This is a genomic window from Planctobacterium marinum, from assembly GCF_036322805.1.
GTDB lineage: Bacteria > Pseudomonadota > Gammaproteobacteria > Enterobacterales > Alteromonadaceae > Planctobacterium > Planctobacterium marinum_A.
Genome location: NZ_AP027272.1, coordinates 2,810,651 through 2,826,203, shown reverse-complemented (window position 1 = coordinate 2,826,203; position 15,553 = coordinate 2,810,651). Strand labels below are relative to the sequence as shown.

The following is a 15,553-nucleotide window of genomic DNA, read 5'->3' as shown; positions in this document are numbered from 1 at the left end:
GCGCCTGACAGCGTGATTTGAGGTAAGACGTTAAGCGGTGGGAGGGCGATAAATATCGCGGCAAATGCCACTGGGTTTAGCGCTGTTATTGTGGAAAACCCATCCAACTGCAGAGGGCAGACTGGTTTTATGCGGTTTTAACTGCAACCAGGTAATATGGCTGCCGGTACAGTGACCACAATGATGACAATCTTCAACATCATGGCCAGCGGCATCGGTGAGGCTTTGGTTAGAATGTTGGTCTTCGGCGTGATCATGAGTTTGTTGCAGGTGCTCAATATCCACGGGGTGACTTTCAATGGGCGTAGATACCGCAAGGAACGATTTAAACACAATCGCCACAAGCAGTAGTATTTTTAACGCAATATTGAATTTCACGAGGTTCTCATTTAGTTAAGCGCCAGAAAGATACCAAAATTAGCCACTTTTGGCGAAAAATTTTACGACTTACAACCATCTTTTAGATGAGAACGAGTGGGCTCTGAACCAGAGGCCGCTCGTAATCTTTGTACATTGCGATTGATCAGATGACGGATCAGGTTTTGATACAACCAGCGTTTCAGCCCGGATAAATTGGTGCCATGTTGGGCGTAAAAATCATCCGGGGAATCGTACAACCCAAAGTCATCATGTATACCTTCTTTTTGAATATAGGTATCGCTGCCGCGCCACTCGGTTTCTGGCTGTGCCAGGCATGGCGTAGCAATACCATAACCACAAAAAGACTGCTTAACATCACTAAAACGCTGTTGTATAGCAGTAAGGTAAGTATTATCCAGAATAAAGCCTTCGAGATTTAACCACTTACCCTCGTAGTACACTTCTACCCAGCTATGAATAATGTACTTGGGGGCCAACCAAAATACATAACCAGGAATTGCACCTTTTTGCAATTGCTGGTCAATGGTAAAACCATGAAAACGACAGGGAATGTCCAGCGCCCGTAAAAGCGCCATCAACAAGTTACCCTTGGTATTGCACTGCCCATATCCATCCGCCAGTACCTCACTGGCAGAGATATCATCACTGCGGTTATAACCAAACAGGACTTCGTCTTTCACAAAACCATACGCCGCACCAATCTTGTTATAGGTATCCAAAGATTGCCAACTACGAGCAAAAATCAACTCCTGAATGGATTCATGCTGAAAGTTAAGAATCGGCGTAGCAGAAAGATGTTGGCTATGCATGTACAGGTCTCAAAGCGGTTTATCAAAAAGGATAAACAACACTTTAAGACCTGAAGCTGGTAGAGGGTCAAGGGGTACACTCTGAAACTTAGTTTTGGGCCAAAACTTTCTTTTGTCTTTTGTCTTTTGTTGGAGAGGAAGCTGGTTTTTAGGGAAGGTGAAGTGAGGAAATAGGGATATCGTAATTTGAAACAGGTTATTGTAATTAATCGTGAATCGATCAACATTTAAAGTTAATTAGGATTTACATTCAGTGTAGAAAATATATTATCGAAATGTTACTCGAAAAAAATAATTAGAATTATGGAACTTGCTAAGAAAAATACATCCTTTTATGTGATTACCCTGATTTCAATATTAGGCTCATTTGCTTCCATTTATTTTGTGCTTAAAGAAAGTTTGGGGATCGCTTTCATTATCCTTGGGGCTGTAGCCCTTATTCTGCTGTCTTTTGTGCTCTACTTTGGTAATCGCTATAAAAAATATAGAGGGTATTATCAGATAAAATCAGAATTTGAAATGCTTTCTGAAAAGTTCAGAGAGTATTTCGCCGATTTCACTGATGCAAACTCAATTGAAGATATTGAGTTATCTATGCAGGATCTAATTCTGCAAACGTTGGAGCATTCGTCAAGGACACTATCTAAGGTAACCGGAAAAGAGTGCATAGCCTCGTTAATGATGCCTAATGATTCCAATGAATTTGAAACCATTCGCTACAGCACAAATGCTTCCATCGCACGCACTAGAGTTTCATCTGAACCTTTACCGCATGATAAAGGTATAGTAGGTAAGGCGTTTCAAGCTGACAACGTTGTGGCTTGGTGTGTGCAAAAGAGTAGTGATGGATTTGAAGAAATAAGAAAAAACTATCAAGAGCATTACTTAAGTGGCATGGTTTGCCCTATTAAAGTTGATAATGAGGCTTACGCAATTCTTAACATTGACTCTAAACATTTTTCTTTGTTCGGAAGCCCTGAACGTGAGTTGGGTTCACTTTTTGCCAACTTACTTGCATGTGCATTTGAGGTTGGTGAAAGTGAGTGGGCAGAGTTTTTAGATTCGAGGCAATAAATGGTAAAGCAAACATTAAATAGAGCAATTTCAAATAGAATAAGAAATAACAGCTTAAAAGTGAATGATTTCTCCAAATCAATTCGCGTTGCTTTTGTGCAATCAGGTCGTGGATTACCTGATTCAGTTACTAAGATTGAAAATACTCAGTTAGCTAAAGAAAAGAACTTGCAAAAAATCGAAGTATCTAAAAATGCTAAACGATTTAGTCGCAAATATAAGCACTATTTTATTGCGGTTAAAGGGGGCTAAATTTCTAATAATTTCCCATATAGAAGCCCCCCATAATTAATACATCATCTAGACTGTTCATCTCGGATGAATATTGTTTCAAGATCACCTCCTGATAAGAGAACGTCTTATCTTTCACAACTGATATTTGGAAATAGAGTTAACTTCAACAGAGCAAGAGTATTTTCTCTGAAATCGAAATACTGTCCTTTCCATTAAAACACTGCTTATTTCTTTGGCCCTCATTAACGGTTCGAAGTCCTACCAAATGATGGTCATACGCGAGGCCGAATGCAGAAAACACTGGGGGTTACCCTTTAGGCTCTTCAACTGCGGTTTATATTTTCTCACGCCTTGAGCAAAAAGGGGTTTTAGGGGAGTGCCCCTAAGTAAAAATGACATCAGACCACCAGCGTTTGGTTTTTTGCATAAGGCTGTGAGGTGCATGAGTCATGTGGGTTGGCCTTGAACTGCAGGGATGCAATGAATGCCGTATATGTCGGGAACGTAAAAACGGCCAGGAGGACAAAAGTGGTTTATTAAGATGGTGTTGTCGAACTGAAGTTCGACCTACAAGTTTAATATTTCGCAGAAGGCGGAGAGTTGCTTATATATGTAGGTTAGAATTAAGCTGCAGGGATGCAGTGAATGCCGTATATGTCGGGAATGTTTAAACGGCTATTCGGACAAAGGTGGTTGGCTATAGCATCGTTGTCGACATGCAAAAGAGATAAAAAATGGTGGCCCCACCTGGACTCGAACCAGGGACCTACCGATTATGAGTCGGGCGCTCTAACCAACTGAGCTATAGGGCCATTTTTTTGTGGCAGTTAAACTGCTTTGTGAATCGCTTATTGACAGGGAAGGGTTCCCTTTAAGCGGTGCGCAGTATAGCAGTTTTATTTTTGTTGTCATCAGTTTGTCAACAACTCGCTGCTAACTGCGCATTTTTGCGGCAATTCCCGCTATTTTCTCACTATTCTGCGTAAGGCCACTAAGGCAATCCCTGCGATTAAATAGCCTAAGGGTAAGCTACCGCCGCCACCGCTGTTGTTATTGGCAGGTGGTGTTGTGGCTGGTGGCGTAGAACCTGAGCCGCTGCCGGAATCGCTTCCAGAGCCATCACCGTCGGAACCATCTCCATCCGAGCCGTCACCATCAGAGCCATCATCGCCAGAACCGTCATCACCTGAGCCATCGTCGCTATTATCTTCGATTGCGATGGTTACTTGCTGGCTGGTTTGCACACCAAAATCATCAGTTGCGCTTACCTGCAATACCACTTCTGCTTCTGGCATAGTGAACGACACCGTTTGTGTGTCGGCGTTAAGCAGAGTTACTTCAGGGCCAGATACCTGGGTCCATAACCAGTTGAGGGTATCGCCTTCCGGGTCGCTACCTTGGGCACTCACTGTAACTTGTGTTCCAGCTGCAATAGTTTGCGCTGCAGGCTCGGCTACTTCCGGGGCCTGATTGCTGTCGTCATCGCGAATAGTGATGAGCTTGCGGCTTTGCTCTTCAGATGCCAGCAGGCTTGGGTTATCGCTGCTTAACTGCAGTACAAAGCTTTCGCTTTGTTCTTCCTGGGCATCGTCCACTAACTCGATAGTGATCACTTTGATGCCGGATTCGCCATCTTGCCAGGTAACTTCGCCACTGATGGCACTTACATCATTAGCATCAAATTCACCACTGAAGGCTTCAAGGCTGTAGTTAACCGTGACAGCACCATTGCCATTTCCACTGCGTTGCACTTCTACTGCAACGCTACCTTGATTCTCAAGTACGGTAAGTGGGTCGTTATTAAAGGGGATAAGCACTACGCCTAAGCTGTTTATGTTTACCTTGGCCAGGATGTTGTTGCTTAATGTCGCGCCAGCCGTAGGGTTGGACAGTCTTACAAAGAAGGTTTCATCTGACTCAGCTAATCCATCGTCAATAGTATTGATGGTAATGGTTTGGATATTCGATTCGCCGTCTAACCAGGTGAGGGTGCCTTTGTTACTTTCATAATCGCTGGCATCGGCAGAACCTGGTATAACTTCGTAATCAACGCTGCTTGAAGGCGCATCAAAAAGGTTTTGCACGTTAATGGTTAACGACCCGCCTTCGTCCACCTCGTATTCAGTGCCAGGTTCGATGCTGATATCACCAGCTCGGGTTTGGTCGCGGAACACGTACAAGCCGCTATTGATGTCACTAACGATGATCAAACCGCTGGGCAAGAAAGGATAAACACCCCAGGCACCATTAAAGGTAGCGGCATCACTAAGGGGATAGGTATCAAAAAAGCCGACTTCTTCGGGTGATGTTGGGTCGGTAATGTCTAAGATGGTTAAGCCGCGCTCGTAATTAGACATGTAATAACGATTGCCCAGCACATAACCATTGTGGTCGATTGCGCCGGTGGGGCCTGTCCAGGTACCGGCTTGCACCGGGTTTTCCAGGTCGGTGATATCAAATACGTATAAAGTTGAGTTCATACCGCGATTGCGCTCGTCTAGTTCATCGTGCACAAACAGATAGTTGCGGTCGTCACTCCACCAACCGGAATGCACATAGCTGGCGGTGTTGTAGGTGCCAGTGGAAAGCTGCTTAGCATTGCTCAGGTTAGTGTGATCCCACAAACGAAACTCGGCTTCGTTGAAATCCAGCATGACAGTACAGCCAAATTCATTGGCATTGTCGCATTGTGCGGCCCGACCATCTGTGATGTTCACCGACGAGGCATCGTGAGTATACAGCGATGCGTCAGCCAGCACTGGTGTGTAGGCGGCAGCGGGCTGCGTGGGGTTGCTCAAGGAATAGGTGCGCATGGCGCCATTAAATTGCGGCTGGCCGAGAATATGTAAACCGGGCTCATTATTCAGCGCGGTATTAAAAGAATAATCAACGTTACTGATGTACACATTGTGGGCCGCTGTATCCGAGCGTGTGGTGCTGGCAACCGTGATCTCATTAGGTAAATTGTTCAAATCTAATATTGTCAGCCCCACCGATGCGCTATCGGCGGTGACGTAGGCGTAGGCTTGCCAGCGCTCCAGCTCGGTATCGAAATACTGGTATACCTTGATGTCGCGCCAGGTGGTGCTTTGCTGAGTGATTTTACCAACCACCTGCGGGTTTGAAGGATCTGCCAGGCTAACTACTGATACGCCATTGCGCAGGCCGATGATGGCGTATTCGGTATTGCTGTTTAAATCGATATGACCCCAGATGTCATTAGCGGCACTGGCTTCAAATTCGCTCAGTGGTACGTGGCTCACCAAATCGATGTTGTTACAGGTGTATTCGCCTGCCATACCCGATTCACAGGTAACATTCTGCTGTCGTTGTTGCAGCGCATCCAACTGAGTCTGTGCTTTTTGTAATGCGTTATTGAAAGCCGCTGATTTGCCATCAACAATAACGTTAAAGCCTTTTTCTTTGGCTAGTGCGCGGTACTCTGGCGGTACACCCACCAGAGTAGTGGGATTCTTTTCAGGATCTTGCACCTGATAACTATCAATGGTGCTATAACCGGCAAAAACCGGATTAATCAGGTTGTTTAGCTGCAATAGTTCCGTGGGCGAGGTGACGGGGTAGGCGCCTTTGGCGACTAAAATCTTGTCGCCTTTTTTGGCTTGCAGCTGGGCATAGGCAATGCTTTGACAGGGGCGGAAACGGTTGCCGCAATCTCCGCTGTCTTTACCATCGGCTGCCACAAACCGGGCTTTGTCATGCTCCGAGTGAGCCCATGCAGGCAACTGCATAATTGCCAGCAAACTCAGTGCGGTGGTGAAGCCGCCAGCGAGAATTCGCGTTTTATTGGACGTCTGTTTCGACACCTGTTTTTGAGATAAGGAAAATATTGCCATTGTTGTACATCCTTTGCGGCGCTTTAATCACGACAAAAAATACCCCATAATCCATTCCGGCGTCGTCATTAATGCCATTAATTTTTTAGAATAATAAGAAACACCAATTTATCAGGAATGTCAGTGAAGGAAAAACTTTTCTCCATCGGAATTTGCTTTTTAACGATTTTACTCAGCGCCTGTAGTGAAAAATCTGTCAACTCACAGCTACAGATCGCCCTTTGGTATAAAGGACAACCGTTTGTTTGCAATGAGCAGACACTGGGCGGAAAGGTCTGGCAATTGGATAACTTTGCCTTTTACATGAGTAACGCGGCGCTATTGAATGGTAGCGATAGTTTTCCGGTGTCCTTTTGGGCTGACGAACCCTCTTTACAGCTTATCCGTATCGATACTGAAAGCTGCGAAGGGCAGGTTACCTTGCAATCCGCTATGCCAGTTTACGATGCGCAAGCGCTGTCCTTTACCCTTGGCGTGCCTTTTGATTTAAACCATCAAAATCCGGTAACCCAACCTATGCCGTTGAATGTGCCCGACATGTTCTGGACCTGGCGCAATGGCTATAAATTTTTGCGCCTTGATATGCACGCTCAGGGAGATAACTGGGCTTATCATTTGGGGAGTGTCGGCTGTACATCCGCCAGTGCCGTACGAGCACCATCAGAAGCCTGTGCTAAACCTAACCGCGCCCGATTTAGCCTGAATATTCCAAAGGCGGAGGATTTGACGTTGGTGTTACATTTGGACCGCTTACCAACCGGTATCACTGCCAATGAAAAAAATCGCTGCGTGATGCACGGGGATAGCGAACCGGTTTGCATTCAACTATACGAAAACCTGAATAACTCACAGCAATCAGTGTTTACCCTTGAGGCTATCAATCTGTGAACGGCTTACGACATTGGGGGGTATTAGCAGGGCTGTGTTTGTCCGCATTATTTTTATCTGCCTGTCAAAAAGCACCACCGCCTTGGGATTGGAATATCCCGGAAGGTTTTCCGGCACCATCAGTGCCCGAAGATAACCCCATGACAGCGGCCAAAGTCGAATTGGGCAGGCATCTTTTTTACGACCGAAACCTGTCTGCTAATCAGGTACAATCCTGTGCTAACTGTCATCAACAGCAATTTGCTTTCAGCGAGCCGTTACCTCATTCCAATGGCAGTACTGGTGATAAAGTGCGGCGTAACAGTATGCCACTGGTGAACGTAGCCTATAACGCTCACCTGACCTGGGCCCATACTGAACTCACCACGCTTGAGACTCAGATTCTGATCCCGATGTTTTCAGAAGAGCCCATTGAGCTTGGCATTACCGGGCACGAAGAGTCGGTGTTGGCACGTTTTGATAACGACAAATATCGGCCGATGTTTGCTGCGGCGTTCCCCGGAGAAGACATCGGTTTCGAATTGATAGTACAGGCCATCAGCAGTTTTGTGCGCAATCTCACTTCTTTTAATTCGCCTTTTGATCGGTACGCCTATTACGGTGAAGACGATGCCTTGTCTGAAGCTGCCTTGCGGGGTATGGATTTATTCTTTTCTGAACGTCTGGAATGTCATCATTGTCACGGTGGTTTTAATTTTAGTCAGGCCAGCAAACATGCCGATCAAGCATTTGAAGTAACCGCGTTTCACAATACCGGTTTATACAATGTGGATGGTGAAGGAGCTTATCCGCAAAGCGATCAGGGGCTTAAAGAAATTACATTACAGCCACAACACATGGGGCAATTCCGGGCACCGACACTGCGTAATATTGCGGTTACCGCACCCTACATGCACGATGGCAGTGTGGCGACATTAGAAGAAGTTATTGCGATTTACGCCGCTGGCGGCAGAGGCGAGGGCATTAATAGCCCCCTTAAAAGTCCTTTCATGCACGGTTTTGTTTTATCTGACCAAGACATGCAGGATTTACTGGCATTTTTAGAGAGCCTCACAGATGAGGCGTTTTTGAATAATCCGGAATTTGCCGCGCCTGAATATTAGAACTTAGCCCTTAAACTGGCTTTCAACTCGAAAGTGTTGATCGATGGTAACGTAAGGCGCTCCTGTTTCGGCGATCCATTTTTTGCCTTCTTCTTCGCCTTTTAACATGGCGATAGTGGCTAATGTACCGGCAACGATGCACTGTTCTGCCCAAACACTCACGCCTGCTAATCCTTCCACTGGCCAACCGGTGATGGGATTTAAGATATGGCTGTATTTTTTGTCGTCCAGCACGAAGCAACGGGCGTAATCACCGGAACTGGCCAGGCCACCAGAATGCAATGCAATCTTGGCTACCGGCTCGCCGGGGATTGCCGGGTGTCGGATCCCAATTTCCCAAGGACGGCCATCGGGATGCGGTCCGGCTGCAGCGATATCGCCCGCCAAATCCACCAGGCCATGACGGATACCCACTTCACCAATAAAGTTGGCCAGCACGTCGGCTGCGTATTCTTTGACGATGCCACCAAAATCCAGCTCCATCCCCGTAACAGGCAAGCGAAACGCCTGCTGCTCCATTGGCAGTTTGTCAAAGCCGATTTTATCCAGGGTGCGGTTAATGTCTTCTTGTGAGGGAACGGTAGGATTTTTGAAATCCCAAATCTGACGCAGTACACCGGAGGTAATATCAAACAGGCCGTCACTCTCGCGATGAGCGATAGTAGCGTACTGCATTAAAATCCAGGTTTCGGTATCGATTTCAAAAAGCTGCTCGGTACCTGCTGCGTTGTTGATTTTGCTGATCAAACTGTCGGGTTGATAACGCGAGTATTTTGCTTCCAGTCTTGCCATTTCTTCAACACAGGCGCCTTTGGCCTGGTCAAATTGTTGCTCTGATTCACAATAAAAACTCAGCGCACAGGGTGATCCCATGGCACGAAACTGAAAGTCAAATAATTCCATATAATTAGAAAGTAAAATCGACCCCAACGCTTATCAATGTAAAGTCCAACAGAGCCGGGTTTTCACTTTCAGCATCCGCCAAAAAGGTACTGCCACCACTGTAATACTTCTCGCCACTAAGCATTAAAGCCCAATTTTCAAAGGCCTTTGTTATTTTTAAACCGTAGGTTACTGCACCATATTCCGACAGTCTATAGTCGGTACTGTAATTTCCATCGGCCCTTTGCTCTGTGTGGAAGCTTTCGTAAAAAAAGGCCTCAGATTGTTCATAAAGTCGAATGGAGGGCACAATTTGAAATCCAGCGTCCAGATTTTGATACCAGGCGAGGTCGACTGTATTGGATTGAATGCCCCAATCATCGTCATAAAATCGGTAATCCAAGTGCAAAGCGGCGTCATATTCGTCGAAAAACAGGCGATTTTGCATTGCCAGGGTTCTGGAGATGCGTTTTTGTGGTCGACTGTCACCAATCAGCGAGCCGGTAACGAATACTTGTTTGTAGGGATCCGACAAATAGCCACTTTTACGTGAGTAACCAGCGGCTATTTTCATCAACCAATGTTTATTCATGATTCGGGCGTAGCTCACCAGATAAGAGTTACTGTGTTTGCTTTGCTCTGTATCGGGGCGCGTGCGAAAAGTTTCCGTATCCACCGGGTAGATATCGTCATTACTGACATCAGCTGATACCGACCAGGTGGTTAACCTGTCTTCAGATTCCTTGGCGTACCCGACAGAAAAACTGGTGCTATCGTAATCATCTTCGGTGGAGCGGGCGGCACCCAGGCTAAGCACATCGCGATCTAATGCCACCTTGAGCGTTGCTGCGTAATCTTTGCGGGTATCTTCAATGGAGGCGCCACTCATCACCTGTTTGGGCTCTTCTCCCGGTAACTGGAAAGTATACCAGGGAGACGCACCTGACATTTTTTCGTGCTGATAGTCGACGTTCAGTTGCATGGTGTCTGATAAGGGCGCTACCAGACGAAATTGATTCACTTCGATATCATAGCGATCCAGTTGTTGGTTGAGCACTTTATCTTCATCCAGAGCCGCTTCTTCGTAGTTGTAGTGGCGTATGCCAATCTCGAAGTCTTGGGCGATTTGTTGCGCTTTAGCTTGTAGGGCGGGCAAACAGGCGGCAGCAGCAGAGAGTGCCAGCAGGGCATTGTTTTTTTTCATGAATACTCGTTACCGGGCTTAATTGCAGCCACAGCCTCCACCATTGTTAGACGCTCCGCCCGATGCCGCCTCTTTACTGAAATACACGTGGCGATGAAATGCTGATTGCATGGCATCTGGCTCAAAGGCCATTTCCGCTTTGGCAAATCGCCCCTTTTCCCAAGGCTCAACGGTACTGACACAGGCACTGCTCAGCAGCCCCAATAAAATAATGACGATTTTTTTCATTACAGACCTATCAAGTGTTCAATTTGTTGTATTTTTTTATTCTTTTTGCGCTCGTTAAAGCCGATGTGGCGACCTCTGATATTACCCTGTTTATCAATCACAAAGGCCACCGGAAGACCGGGTAATTGCAGTGCCTCTGCCAATTGTTTATCCGGGTCGGAATATATCTTAAACTCCGCTGGAATTTCGCTTAAAAACTGTTGCGCGTCTTCGGCAAATTCATCCAGATTAACAGCGACAATTTTAAATTCCTGATTCGAATATTTTGCGTTTAGCTCATTCATGAAAGGAAAGGATTTTTTACAGGGTTTGCACCAGGAGGCCCAAAAATCCAGATAAACTACTTTGCCTTGTAAATCGGCTTTACTGAGAGTTTCACCGCTGTGGAAATCCCTTAATTCAATATCTGGCAGTGGCGTATTCGCAGAGGCGGACGTGCTGAGGCCAAAGTACAGCGCACAAAAAAGCATTACACTTAAAAATAAACGGGTAAAAGAACTTAGGGAGCTCTTTGAAGTATGAAGCTCCTGGGGCAAAACTGAGAGGGCATTGTTAGTTATCATTGCCGTTTCCTGTGTCGTTTGCATTGTCATTAATGCGATGCTGTAAAGGTCGCTGTTTGGGACGAGACGGATGTTTGCTTTGCTCACGCCACACCCATGGTGGAATGCGCAGTTCATGAGACAAAGACCACAAACCAGCAGCACTATTCATGGCTTCACTTTGAGCTTCGCTGAAACTGAATTGTTGCTGATAATTTTGTGTTTGTGGCGAGAGCCAGGCCATTCCTGCTTGTAATAGTGCTTTATTTACGTTTTGCTCGCCCAGCAACACTTCGCCAGATTCAGAAAGGTTAATCGCTTTGTTTAGTAGCAGTGACTCCAGAAACGCTTTAGCTTCGCGACCGAAGGGCTGTTCTCGCTCTGGCGCATCAACAAATACAAGCTCTAAAGTTCTTTCGCTGCCATTTTCTGTAATGATTAGTGAGTCACCATCTACCACTCGTTTAACCACGAGTTTATCGTCAGGGTCGGGGCTACAACTCTGTACAAGCAGTAACAGCTTGATGGCGAGCGCAACGGCAAACTTATTGAGATGGGTTATATGCATTTTTAGCTATACTAATCCACAATTTAAGGTTTCACTTTAGCCGTACTCACTAACCTTGCCAAGATAATAACGCCGCAATGATGACTGGTTCACAGAATCGCAAAAAATAAAAACGTTTAAAAAATCTGCAAAATTGTTGTTAAGCCCTTAAATAAGTTGCGTTTTATGGCAGTTGCGGCTAAATATTAAGTGTGAAAAGCTCATTTATCTGTTATCTTTTTTAAAGTTATTTTTGTTGAATACAGATTGATATAAACGACAGAGCCTTAGAATTGGAGTAGACAATGACCGAAAGGCCTTACCTTGTAAGTGGTAGAAACACCATAATTCACAAAGTCCGCAAATTGGACTTGATTATCACCAATGGTGAAGAGCAGCCGCCTATTATCGTAACCCATAAGGGTGTAAAGAAGTACACCGGACGTGTGCCAGAAAATAAGCGCGAAGCGAAAATGATGGATGCCGAGTTAGTGGATCTAACCTTAGGCGAACTGTTTGGTGACGAGAAAACCTTATTGTTCGTGCAAACCATCAACGGCAAAGAATACAAAGTCGACTACAGCAAATCCGATACTCCGTTATTTGTTAAAATCCACCAGGACAGTGTTATCTAAGTAACCACTGTTATTTGAGACTTGTCGAAAGCCCCTCCAATCGAGGGGCTTTTTTGTGCCCAAATATCGGCGCCATTGTAGTAAACCGTGCTGATTTTGCTTCTGTTGGCTAAATAAGTAATCCAAATCTGATAGATTTCTGACTATTCCTGTTGGTTAATAATTTTTCCGCCGCGATAAACGACCTGGTTTTTACGGTGAATTATCGTGTAATTCCTGCACTTAATCTATCTGTCGCACATTGCCGCGACAAATCGAAGAATCGATGCTGGCCGCAGCTCTCAGGCTTAATCTGTACTCAGAGTTAAACACAACGTTTTACTTAATTCAGTACAGCACAGATGAGGGCATCATTATGAAAAAGTTAATCTTAACCGCAGTAGCAGCAGGCACATTGGTTTTATCTTCAGGCGCTTTTGCCATGGATAGCGACCTTGAGAAAAAACTGGTAGCCGTTTGTAAAGCCGTTAAATCAGACAGCAACCTTAATTTACACACCACACTGAAAGAAACCCGCTTAAGAGCCGATTCAGTGGTGGAGGGGTTAATGTGTAATGGTGAAGACGTGATTACCTTTGCTAAGCTTAACGGCGCTAATAATACCGCTGATTTGCTGCTAAAGCGTTCAGGTAATTCCGGCAAAATCGTTGTTATTGAAGACCTGGCGAAAAACTAAAAGAACAGTAAGGTTTGTAATTTAATTACAGTTTGTCAGGTATTTTTGTTATTTCGTCTCAGATTTGTAGTTTTGTCACATTTCTAAAGTAGTATGACACCTGTTGGGCGTAGTGAACCCGACATACAGTATTCAGCCTTTCAGGCGCTATACATGTATTTATCCTGGACAAAATAGGGGGCTTTGCCCCCTATTTTTTTATCTGCTACCTTTCCGTTTTCTAATCTCCAGTGCTCTGACACTCGTGTTCCAGCGGTGTTTTTTTTTCAGTTGTAACCATAGATAAACAGATCTGCAATTTATAACAGCTTGTTACATCCCCCGTTTGAGTCACATCGGCACTGGTCTATGCTGTGTGTGGGGAAATAATGTTTGGAGTCACTCTCTTTTCTATAGCGAATATTTTTTGAGGCGCACACTGATGTTTAAAGAATCTGTTAAGGTGTTAATTGCAGATGATGAACCACTGGCCAGACAGGGGTTATTTAGCAGGCTAAACAAGTTTTCACATTTGGATATATTACCCATGTGTGAAAATGGGACCCAAGCTCTGGATGGGATTAAAAGTTTGCAACCCGATGCGGTGTTTCTGGATATTGAAATGCCCGGCTTATCCGGGATAGAGCTCCTGAATAAGTTGGTGGAAGAGCAACACCGATTGCCTTACATTGTGTTTACCACAGCCTATCAAGACTTCGCACTGGAAGCCTTCAACTACGAACTCTGTGATTACCTGTTAAAACCCGTGGACTGTGACAGGCTGGAAATCTGTCTGCAGCGCATCGAAAAATCCATTGAGCAACAAAAAGCGCTGGCTATGCAAGATAAACTGCAGCATCTACTTACCCGTAAAACCGGTAAAACCCTCAATGGCTTTATTGAAAACCTGGAAACCTCTCAGCAATGCCAGGCAAACGATCTACAAAACTATCTGTCTTTTAAGTCAGGCACCGAGTGGATTAAAGTGGCGGTAAACGAAATTGACTGGATCGAGGCTGTTGGCGATTATATGTGCTTGCATTTAGGCGACAAGCAACAAATCATTCGCAAGACCATGAAACAACTGGAAGCAGAATTGGATCATCAGCATTTCCCCCGTGTTAGTCGCTCTGCGATTGTCAATGTTACTAAAATCCACAAGCTCAGTCCCAATTCAAACGGTGAGTATCACGCTCATTTAAGTTGTGGCAAGGTGGTGAAAGTAACCCGCAAATACAAATACAAGCTGGAAGAAATACGCAACAAGAAAAGTACAGTACATTGATTGCTCACGCTTAAATTTGTTGCAATATTAAGCAAACGCACTGTTGTCGCTTAAATACTGAACAATATGCGGGTTAAATGTCATAAATTCGACTAAAGTTGGATGGTACTCTGCGCGATAAGTCCATATAAGTCTTTGGGTATTCTGTAATTAGCTGCTATCTATTGTATATAATGATGCGCGAACAAATCCTCATTGGCCTTAAAGGATAGAAGAGAAAAATATCAGTATGTTTTCAGTTTTGATTTGCGATGATTCAATGGTTGCCAGGAAGCAGGCTGCAAAATGCCTGCCTGATGACTGGGAAGTGCAAATCCACTTTGCCAAACACGGTGGCGAAGCTATCGAAGCCATGAAAGAGGGCAAAGGTCAGCTGTTGTTGCTGGACCTCAATATGCCAATCATGGATGGCTACGAAACCCTCGAAGCCATTATCAAAGAAGATCTGGACACCAAGGTTGTTGTTGTCTCCGGTGATATTCAACCCGAAGCTCACGAGCGTGTGAAAGCCTTGGGGGCATTAGACTTTATTGAGAAACCTGTCAGTAAACCGGCGTTGAAAAAGATTTTGTTGGCAAACGGTGTTCTGGAAGATGTAAAAGAAGAAGTCAAAAGCGAGCCAACAGTCGATGCGCTGGATCCTGATATTCGCGATTGCTATCAAGAAATCACAAATATCGCCATGGGTCAGGCGGGTGATCACCTGGCGCGTATACTGAACGTTTTTGTTAGACTGCCCATTCCCAACGTTAATTTGATTGAAGTGTCAGAGCTGCACATGATGTTGCAGGATATCGAGCTGAAAGACTCGGTTTCTGGTATTTGCCAGGGTTTCGTCGGCCCGGGCATCAGTGGTGAAGCCTTATTCATTTTAAGTGATTCTAGCTTTGACGATGTTGCTCGCATCATGGGGATTAATGGTCAGGTGGATGACCAAGTGCAATTAGAATTGCTTATGGATGCCGCCAATATTTTGATTGGAACCTGTCTAAATGGCTTGGCCTCGCAACTCGATTTGTATTTTAGTCAGGGGCACCCAGTGGTGTTGGGACAGCATCGTAGTATCTCCGAGCTGATCTCCAGTAACCGCCTGCGCTGGAAGCGCACCTTGGCTATTGAATTAAGCTATGGTCTGGAGGGATACAATGTACACTGCGATTTGGTTTTGTTGTTAACTGAAGAATCTATGAAAGCCATGAATTATAAGCTTTCTCACTTGTTGGAAGACTGAT

Annotated in this window: 16 protein-coding genes and 1 tRNA gene; 8 read left to right on the top strand and 9 right to left on the bottom strand. The window is 45.1% G+C overall.

What is annotated here, in order from left to right:
* Positions 1 to 30: 30 nt before the first annotated feature.
* Positions 31 to 378, bottom strand: coding sequence for a hypothetical protein (locus tag AABA75_RS12675; RefSeq protein ID WP_338292973.1), 348 nt, complete (start codon positions 376 to 378; stop codon positions 31 to 33).
* 62 nt (positions 379 to 440) lie between these two features.
* Positions 441 to 1,190, bottom strand: a complete 750-nt coding sequence (locus AABA75_RS12670; RefSeq protein WP_338292972.1) for a transglutaminase-like domain-containing protein — start codon at positions 1,188 to 1,190, stop codon at positions 441 to 443.
* Positions 1,191 to 1,493: 303 nt separating this feature from the next.
* On the opposite strand from AABA75_RS12670, the gene AABA75_RS12665 reads away from it, so the two are divergent.
* Entirely contained in the window at positions 1,494 to 2,264 is a 771-nt protein-coding gene (locus AABA75_RS12665) for a hypothetical protein (protein ID WP_338292971.1), read from the top strand.
* Positions 2,265 to 2,516 carry a hypothetical protein gene (locus tag AABA75_RS12660; RefSeq protein WP_338292970.1) on the top strand — a complete coding sequence of 84 codons (252 nt, stop codon included), beginning with the start codon at positions 2,265 to 2,267 and terminating at the stop codon, positions 2,514 to 2,516.
* Between the two features lie 717 nt (positions 2,517 to 3,233).
* On the opposite strand, the gene AABA75_RS12655 is transcribed toward AABA75_RS12660, so the two are convergent.
* Together AABA75_RS12655 and AABA75_RS12650 are read right to left on the bottom strand one after the other, a co-directional pair.
* Positions 3,234 to 3,310: transfer RNA gene (locus AABA75_RS12655), tRNA-Ile, on the bottom strand.
* Positions 3,311 to 3,460: 150 nt separating this feature from the next.
* On the bottom strand, positions 3,461 to 6,352 hold the full coding sequence (locus AABA75_RS12650) for a choice-of-anchor B family protein (RefSeq protein WP_338292969.1): 2,892 nt from the start codon (positions 6,350 to 6,352) through the stop codon (positions 3,461 to 3,463).
* 123 nt (positions 6,353 to 6,475) lie between these two features.
* Here AABA75_RS12650 and AABA75_RS12645 point away from each other — a divergent pair, with 123 nt between their 5' ends.
* Complete coding sequence (locus AABA75_RS12645) at positions 6,476 to 7,240, top strand: MbnP family copper-binding protein (protein ID WP_338292968.1); 765 nt, start codon at positions 6,476 to 6,478, stop codon at positions 7,238 to 7,240.
* On the top strand, positions 7,237 to 8,343 hold the full coding sequence (locus tag AABA75_RS12640; RefSeq protein ID WP_338292967.1) for an MbnH family di-heme enzyme: 1,107 nt from the start codon (positions 7,237 to 7,239) through the stop codon (positions 8,341 to 8,343). The genes AABA75_RS12645 and AABA75_RS12640 overlap by 4 nt, the downstream gene beginning before the upstream one ends.
* A gap of 3 nt (positions 8,344 to 8,346) precedes the next feature.
* On the opposite strand, the gene AABA75_RS12635 is transcribed toward AABA75_RS12640, so the two are convergent.
* Genes AABA75_RS12635 through AABA75_RS12615 form a run of 5 tightly spaced genes read right to left on the bottom strand, consistent with a single transcriptional unit; the run spans position 8,347 to position 11,767 of the window.
* Complete coding sequence (locus AABA75_RS12635; RefSeq protein ID WP_338292966.1) at positions 8,347 to 9,216, bottom strand: FAD:protein FMN transferase; 870 nt, start codon at positions 9,214 to 9,216, stop codon at positions 8,347 to 8,349.
* A gap of 34 nt (positions 9,217 to 9,250) precedes the next feature.
* Positions 9,251 to 10,429, bottom strand: coding sequence for a DUF3570 domain-containing protein (locus tag AABA75_RS12630; protein ID WP_338292965.1), 1,179 nt, complete (start codon positions 10,427 to 10,429; stop codon positions 9,251 to 9,253).
* 18 nt (positions 10,430 to 10,447) lie between these two features.
* Positions 10,448 to 10,657 carry a DUF4266 domain-containing protein gene (locus tag AABA75_RS12625; RefSeq protein ID WP_338292964.1) on the bottom strand — a complete coding sequence of 70 codons (210 nt, stop codon included), beginning with the start codon at positions 10,655 to 10,657 and terminating at the stop codon, positions 10,448 to 10,450.
* A complete protein-coding gene (locus AABA75_RS12620; protein WP_338292963.1) occupies positions 10,657 to 11,220 on the bottom strand; it encodes a TlpA family protein disulfide reductase in 564 nt (187 codons plus the stop codon). The genes AABA75_RS12625 and AABA75_RS12620 overlap by 1 nt, the downstream gene beginning before the upstream one ends.
* Positions 11,210 to 11,767, bottom strand: coding sequence for a thermonuclease family protein (locus AABA75_RS12615; RefSeq protein WP_338292962.1), 558 nt, complete (start codon positions 11,765 to 11,767; stop codon positions 11,210 to 11,212). Before AABA75_RS12615 ends, AABA75_RS12620 begins: the two co-directional genes overlap by 11 nt.
* 284 nt (positions 11,768 to 12,051) lie before the next feature.
* Between AABA75_RS12615 and AABA75_RS12610 the strand changes: the two genes are divergently transcribed.
* The 4 genes from AABA75_RS12610 to AABA75_RS12595 all read left to right on the top strand — a co-directional run bounded on the left by AABA75_RS12610 (position 12,052) and on the right by AABA75_RS12595 (position 15,552).
* On the top strand, positions 12,052 to 12,381 hold the full coding sequence (locus AABA75_RS12610; protein ID WP_338292961.1) for a hypothetical protein: 330 nt from the start codon (positions 12,052 to 12,054) through the stop codon (positions 12,379 to 12,381).
* Between the two features lie 355 nt (positions 12,382 to 12,736).
* Positions 12,737 to 13,057 carry a DUF3718 domain-containing protein gene (locus tag AABA75_RS12605; protein WP_338292960.1) on the top strand — a complete coding sequence of 107 codons (321 nt, stop codon included), beginning with the start codon at positions 12,737 to 12,739 and terminating at the stop codon, positions 13,055 to 13,057.
* A 421-nt stretch (positions 13,058 to 13,478) separates the two neighbouring features.
* On the top strand, positions 13,479 to 14,321 hold the full coding sequence (locus tag AABA75_RS12600) for a LytR/AlgR family response regulator transcription factor (protein WP_338292959.1): 843 nt from the start codon (positions 13,479 to 13,481) through the stop codon (positions 14,319 to 14,321).
* Between the two features lie 229 nt (positions 14,322 to 14,550).
* A complete protein-coding gene (locus AABA75_RS12595; protein ID WP_338292958.1) occupies positions 14,551 to 15,552 on the top strand; it encodes a response regulator in 1,002 nt (333 codons plus the stop codon).
* The last annotated feature ends 1 nt before the right edge of the window (position 15,553 follow it).

What these genes read in the sequence shown, in the direction of transcription:
- AABA75_RS12595 (WP_338292958.1), top strand. Translation starts at nt 14,551, where the DNA reads ATGTTTTCAGTTTTGATTTGCGATGATTCAATGGTTGCCAGGAAGCAG.
- AABA75_RS12630 (WP_338292965.1), bottom strand. Translation starts at nt 10,429, where the DNA reads ATGAAAAAAAACAATGCCCTGCTGGCACTCTCTGCTGCTGCCGCCTGT.
- AABA75_RS12605 (WP_338292960.1), top strand. Translation starts at nt 12,737, where the DNA reads ATGAAAAAGTTAATCTTAACCGCAGTAGCAGCAGGCACATTGGTTTTA.
- AABA75_RS12650 (WP_338292969.1), bottom strand. Translation starts at nt 6,352, where the DNA reads ATGGCAATATTTTCCTTATCTCAAAAACAGGTGTCGAAACAGACGTCC.
- AABA75_RS12660 (WP_338292970.1), top strand. Translation starts at nt 2,265, where the DNA reads ATGGTAAAGCAAACATTAAATAGAGCAATTTCAAATAGAATAAGAAAT.
- AABA75_RS12600 (WP_338292959.1), top strand. Translation starts at nt 13,479, where the DNA reads ATGTTTAAAGAATCTGTTAAGGTGTTAATTGCAGATGATGAACCACTG.
- AABA75_RS12615 (WP_338292962.1), bottom strand. Translation starts at nt 11,767, where the DNA reads ATGCATATAACCCATCTCAATAAGTTTGCCGTTGCGCTCGCCATCAAG.
- AABA75_RS12625 (WP_338292964.1), bottom strand. Translation starts at nt 10,657, where the DNA reads ATGAAAAAAATCGTCATTATTTTATTGGGGCTGCTGAGCAGTGCCTGT.
- AABA75_RS12620 (WP_338292963.1), bottom strand. Translation starts at nt 11,220, where the DNA reads ATGATAACTAACAATGCCCTCTCAGTTTTGCCCCAGGAGCTTCATACT.
- AABA75_RS12665 (WP_338292971.1), top strand. Translation starts at nt 1,494, where the DNA reads ATGGAACTTGCTAAGAAAAATACATCCTTTTATGTGATTACCCTGATT.
- AABA75_RS12670 (WP_338292972.1), bottom strand. Translation starts at nt 1,190, where the DNA reads ATGCATAGCCAACATCTTTCTGCTACGCCGATTCTTAACTTTCAGCAT.
- AABA75_RS12610 (WP_338292961.1), top strand. Translation starts at nt 12,052, where the DNA reads ATGACCGAAAGGCCTTACCTTGTAAGTGGTAGAAACACCATAATTCAC.
- AABA75_RS12635 (WP_338292966.1), bottom strand. Translation starts at nt 9,216, where the DNA reads ATGGGATCACCCTGTGCGCTGAGTTTTTATTGTGAATCAGAGCAACAA.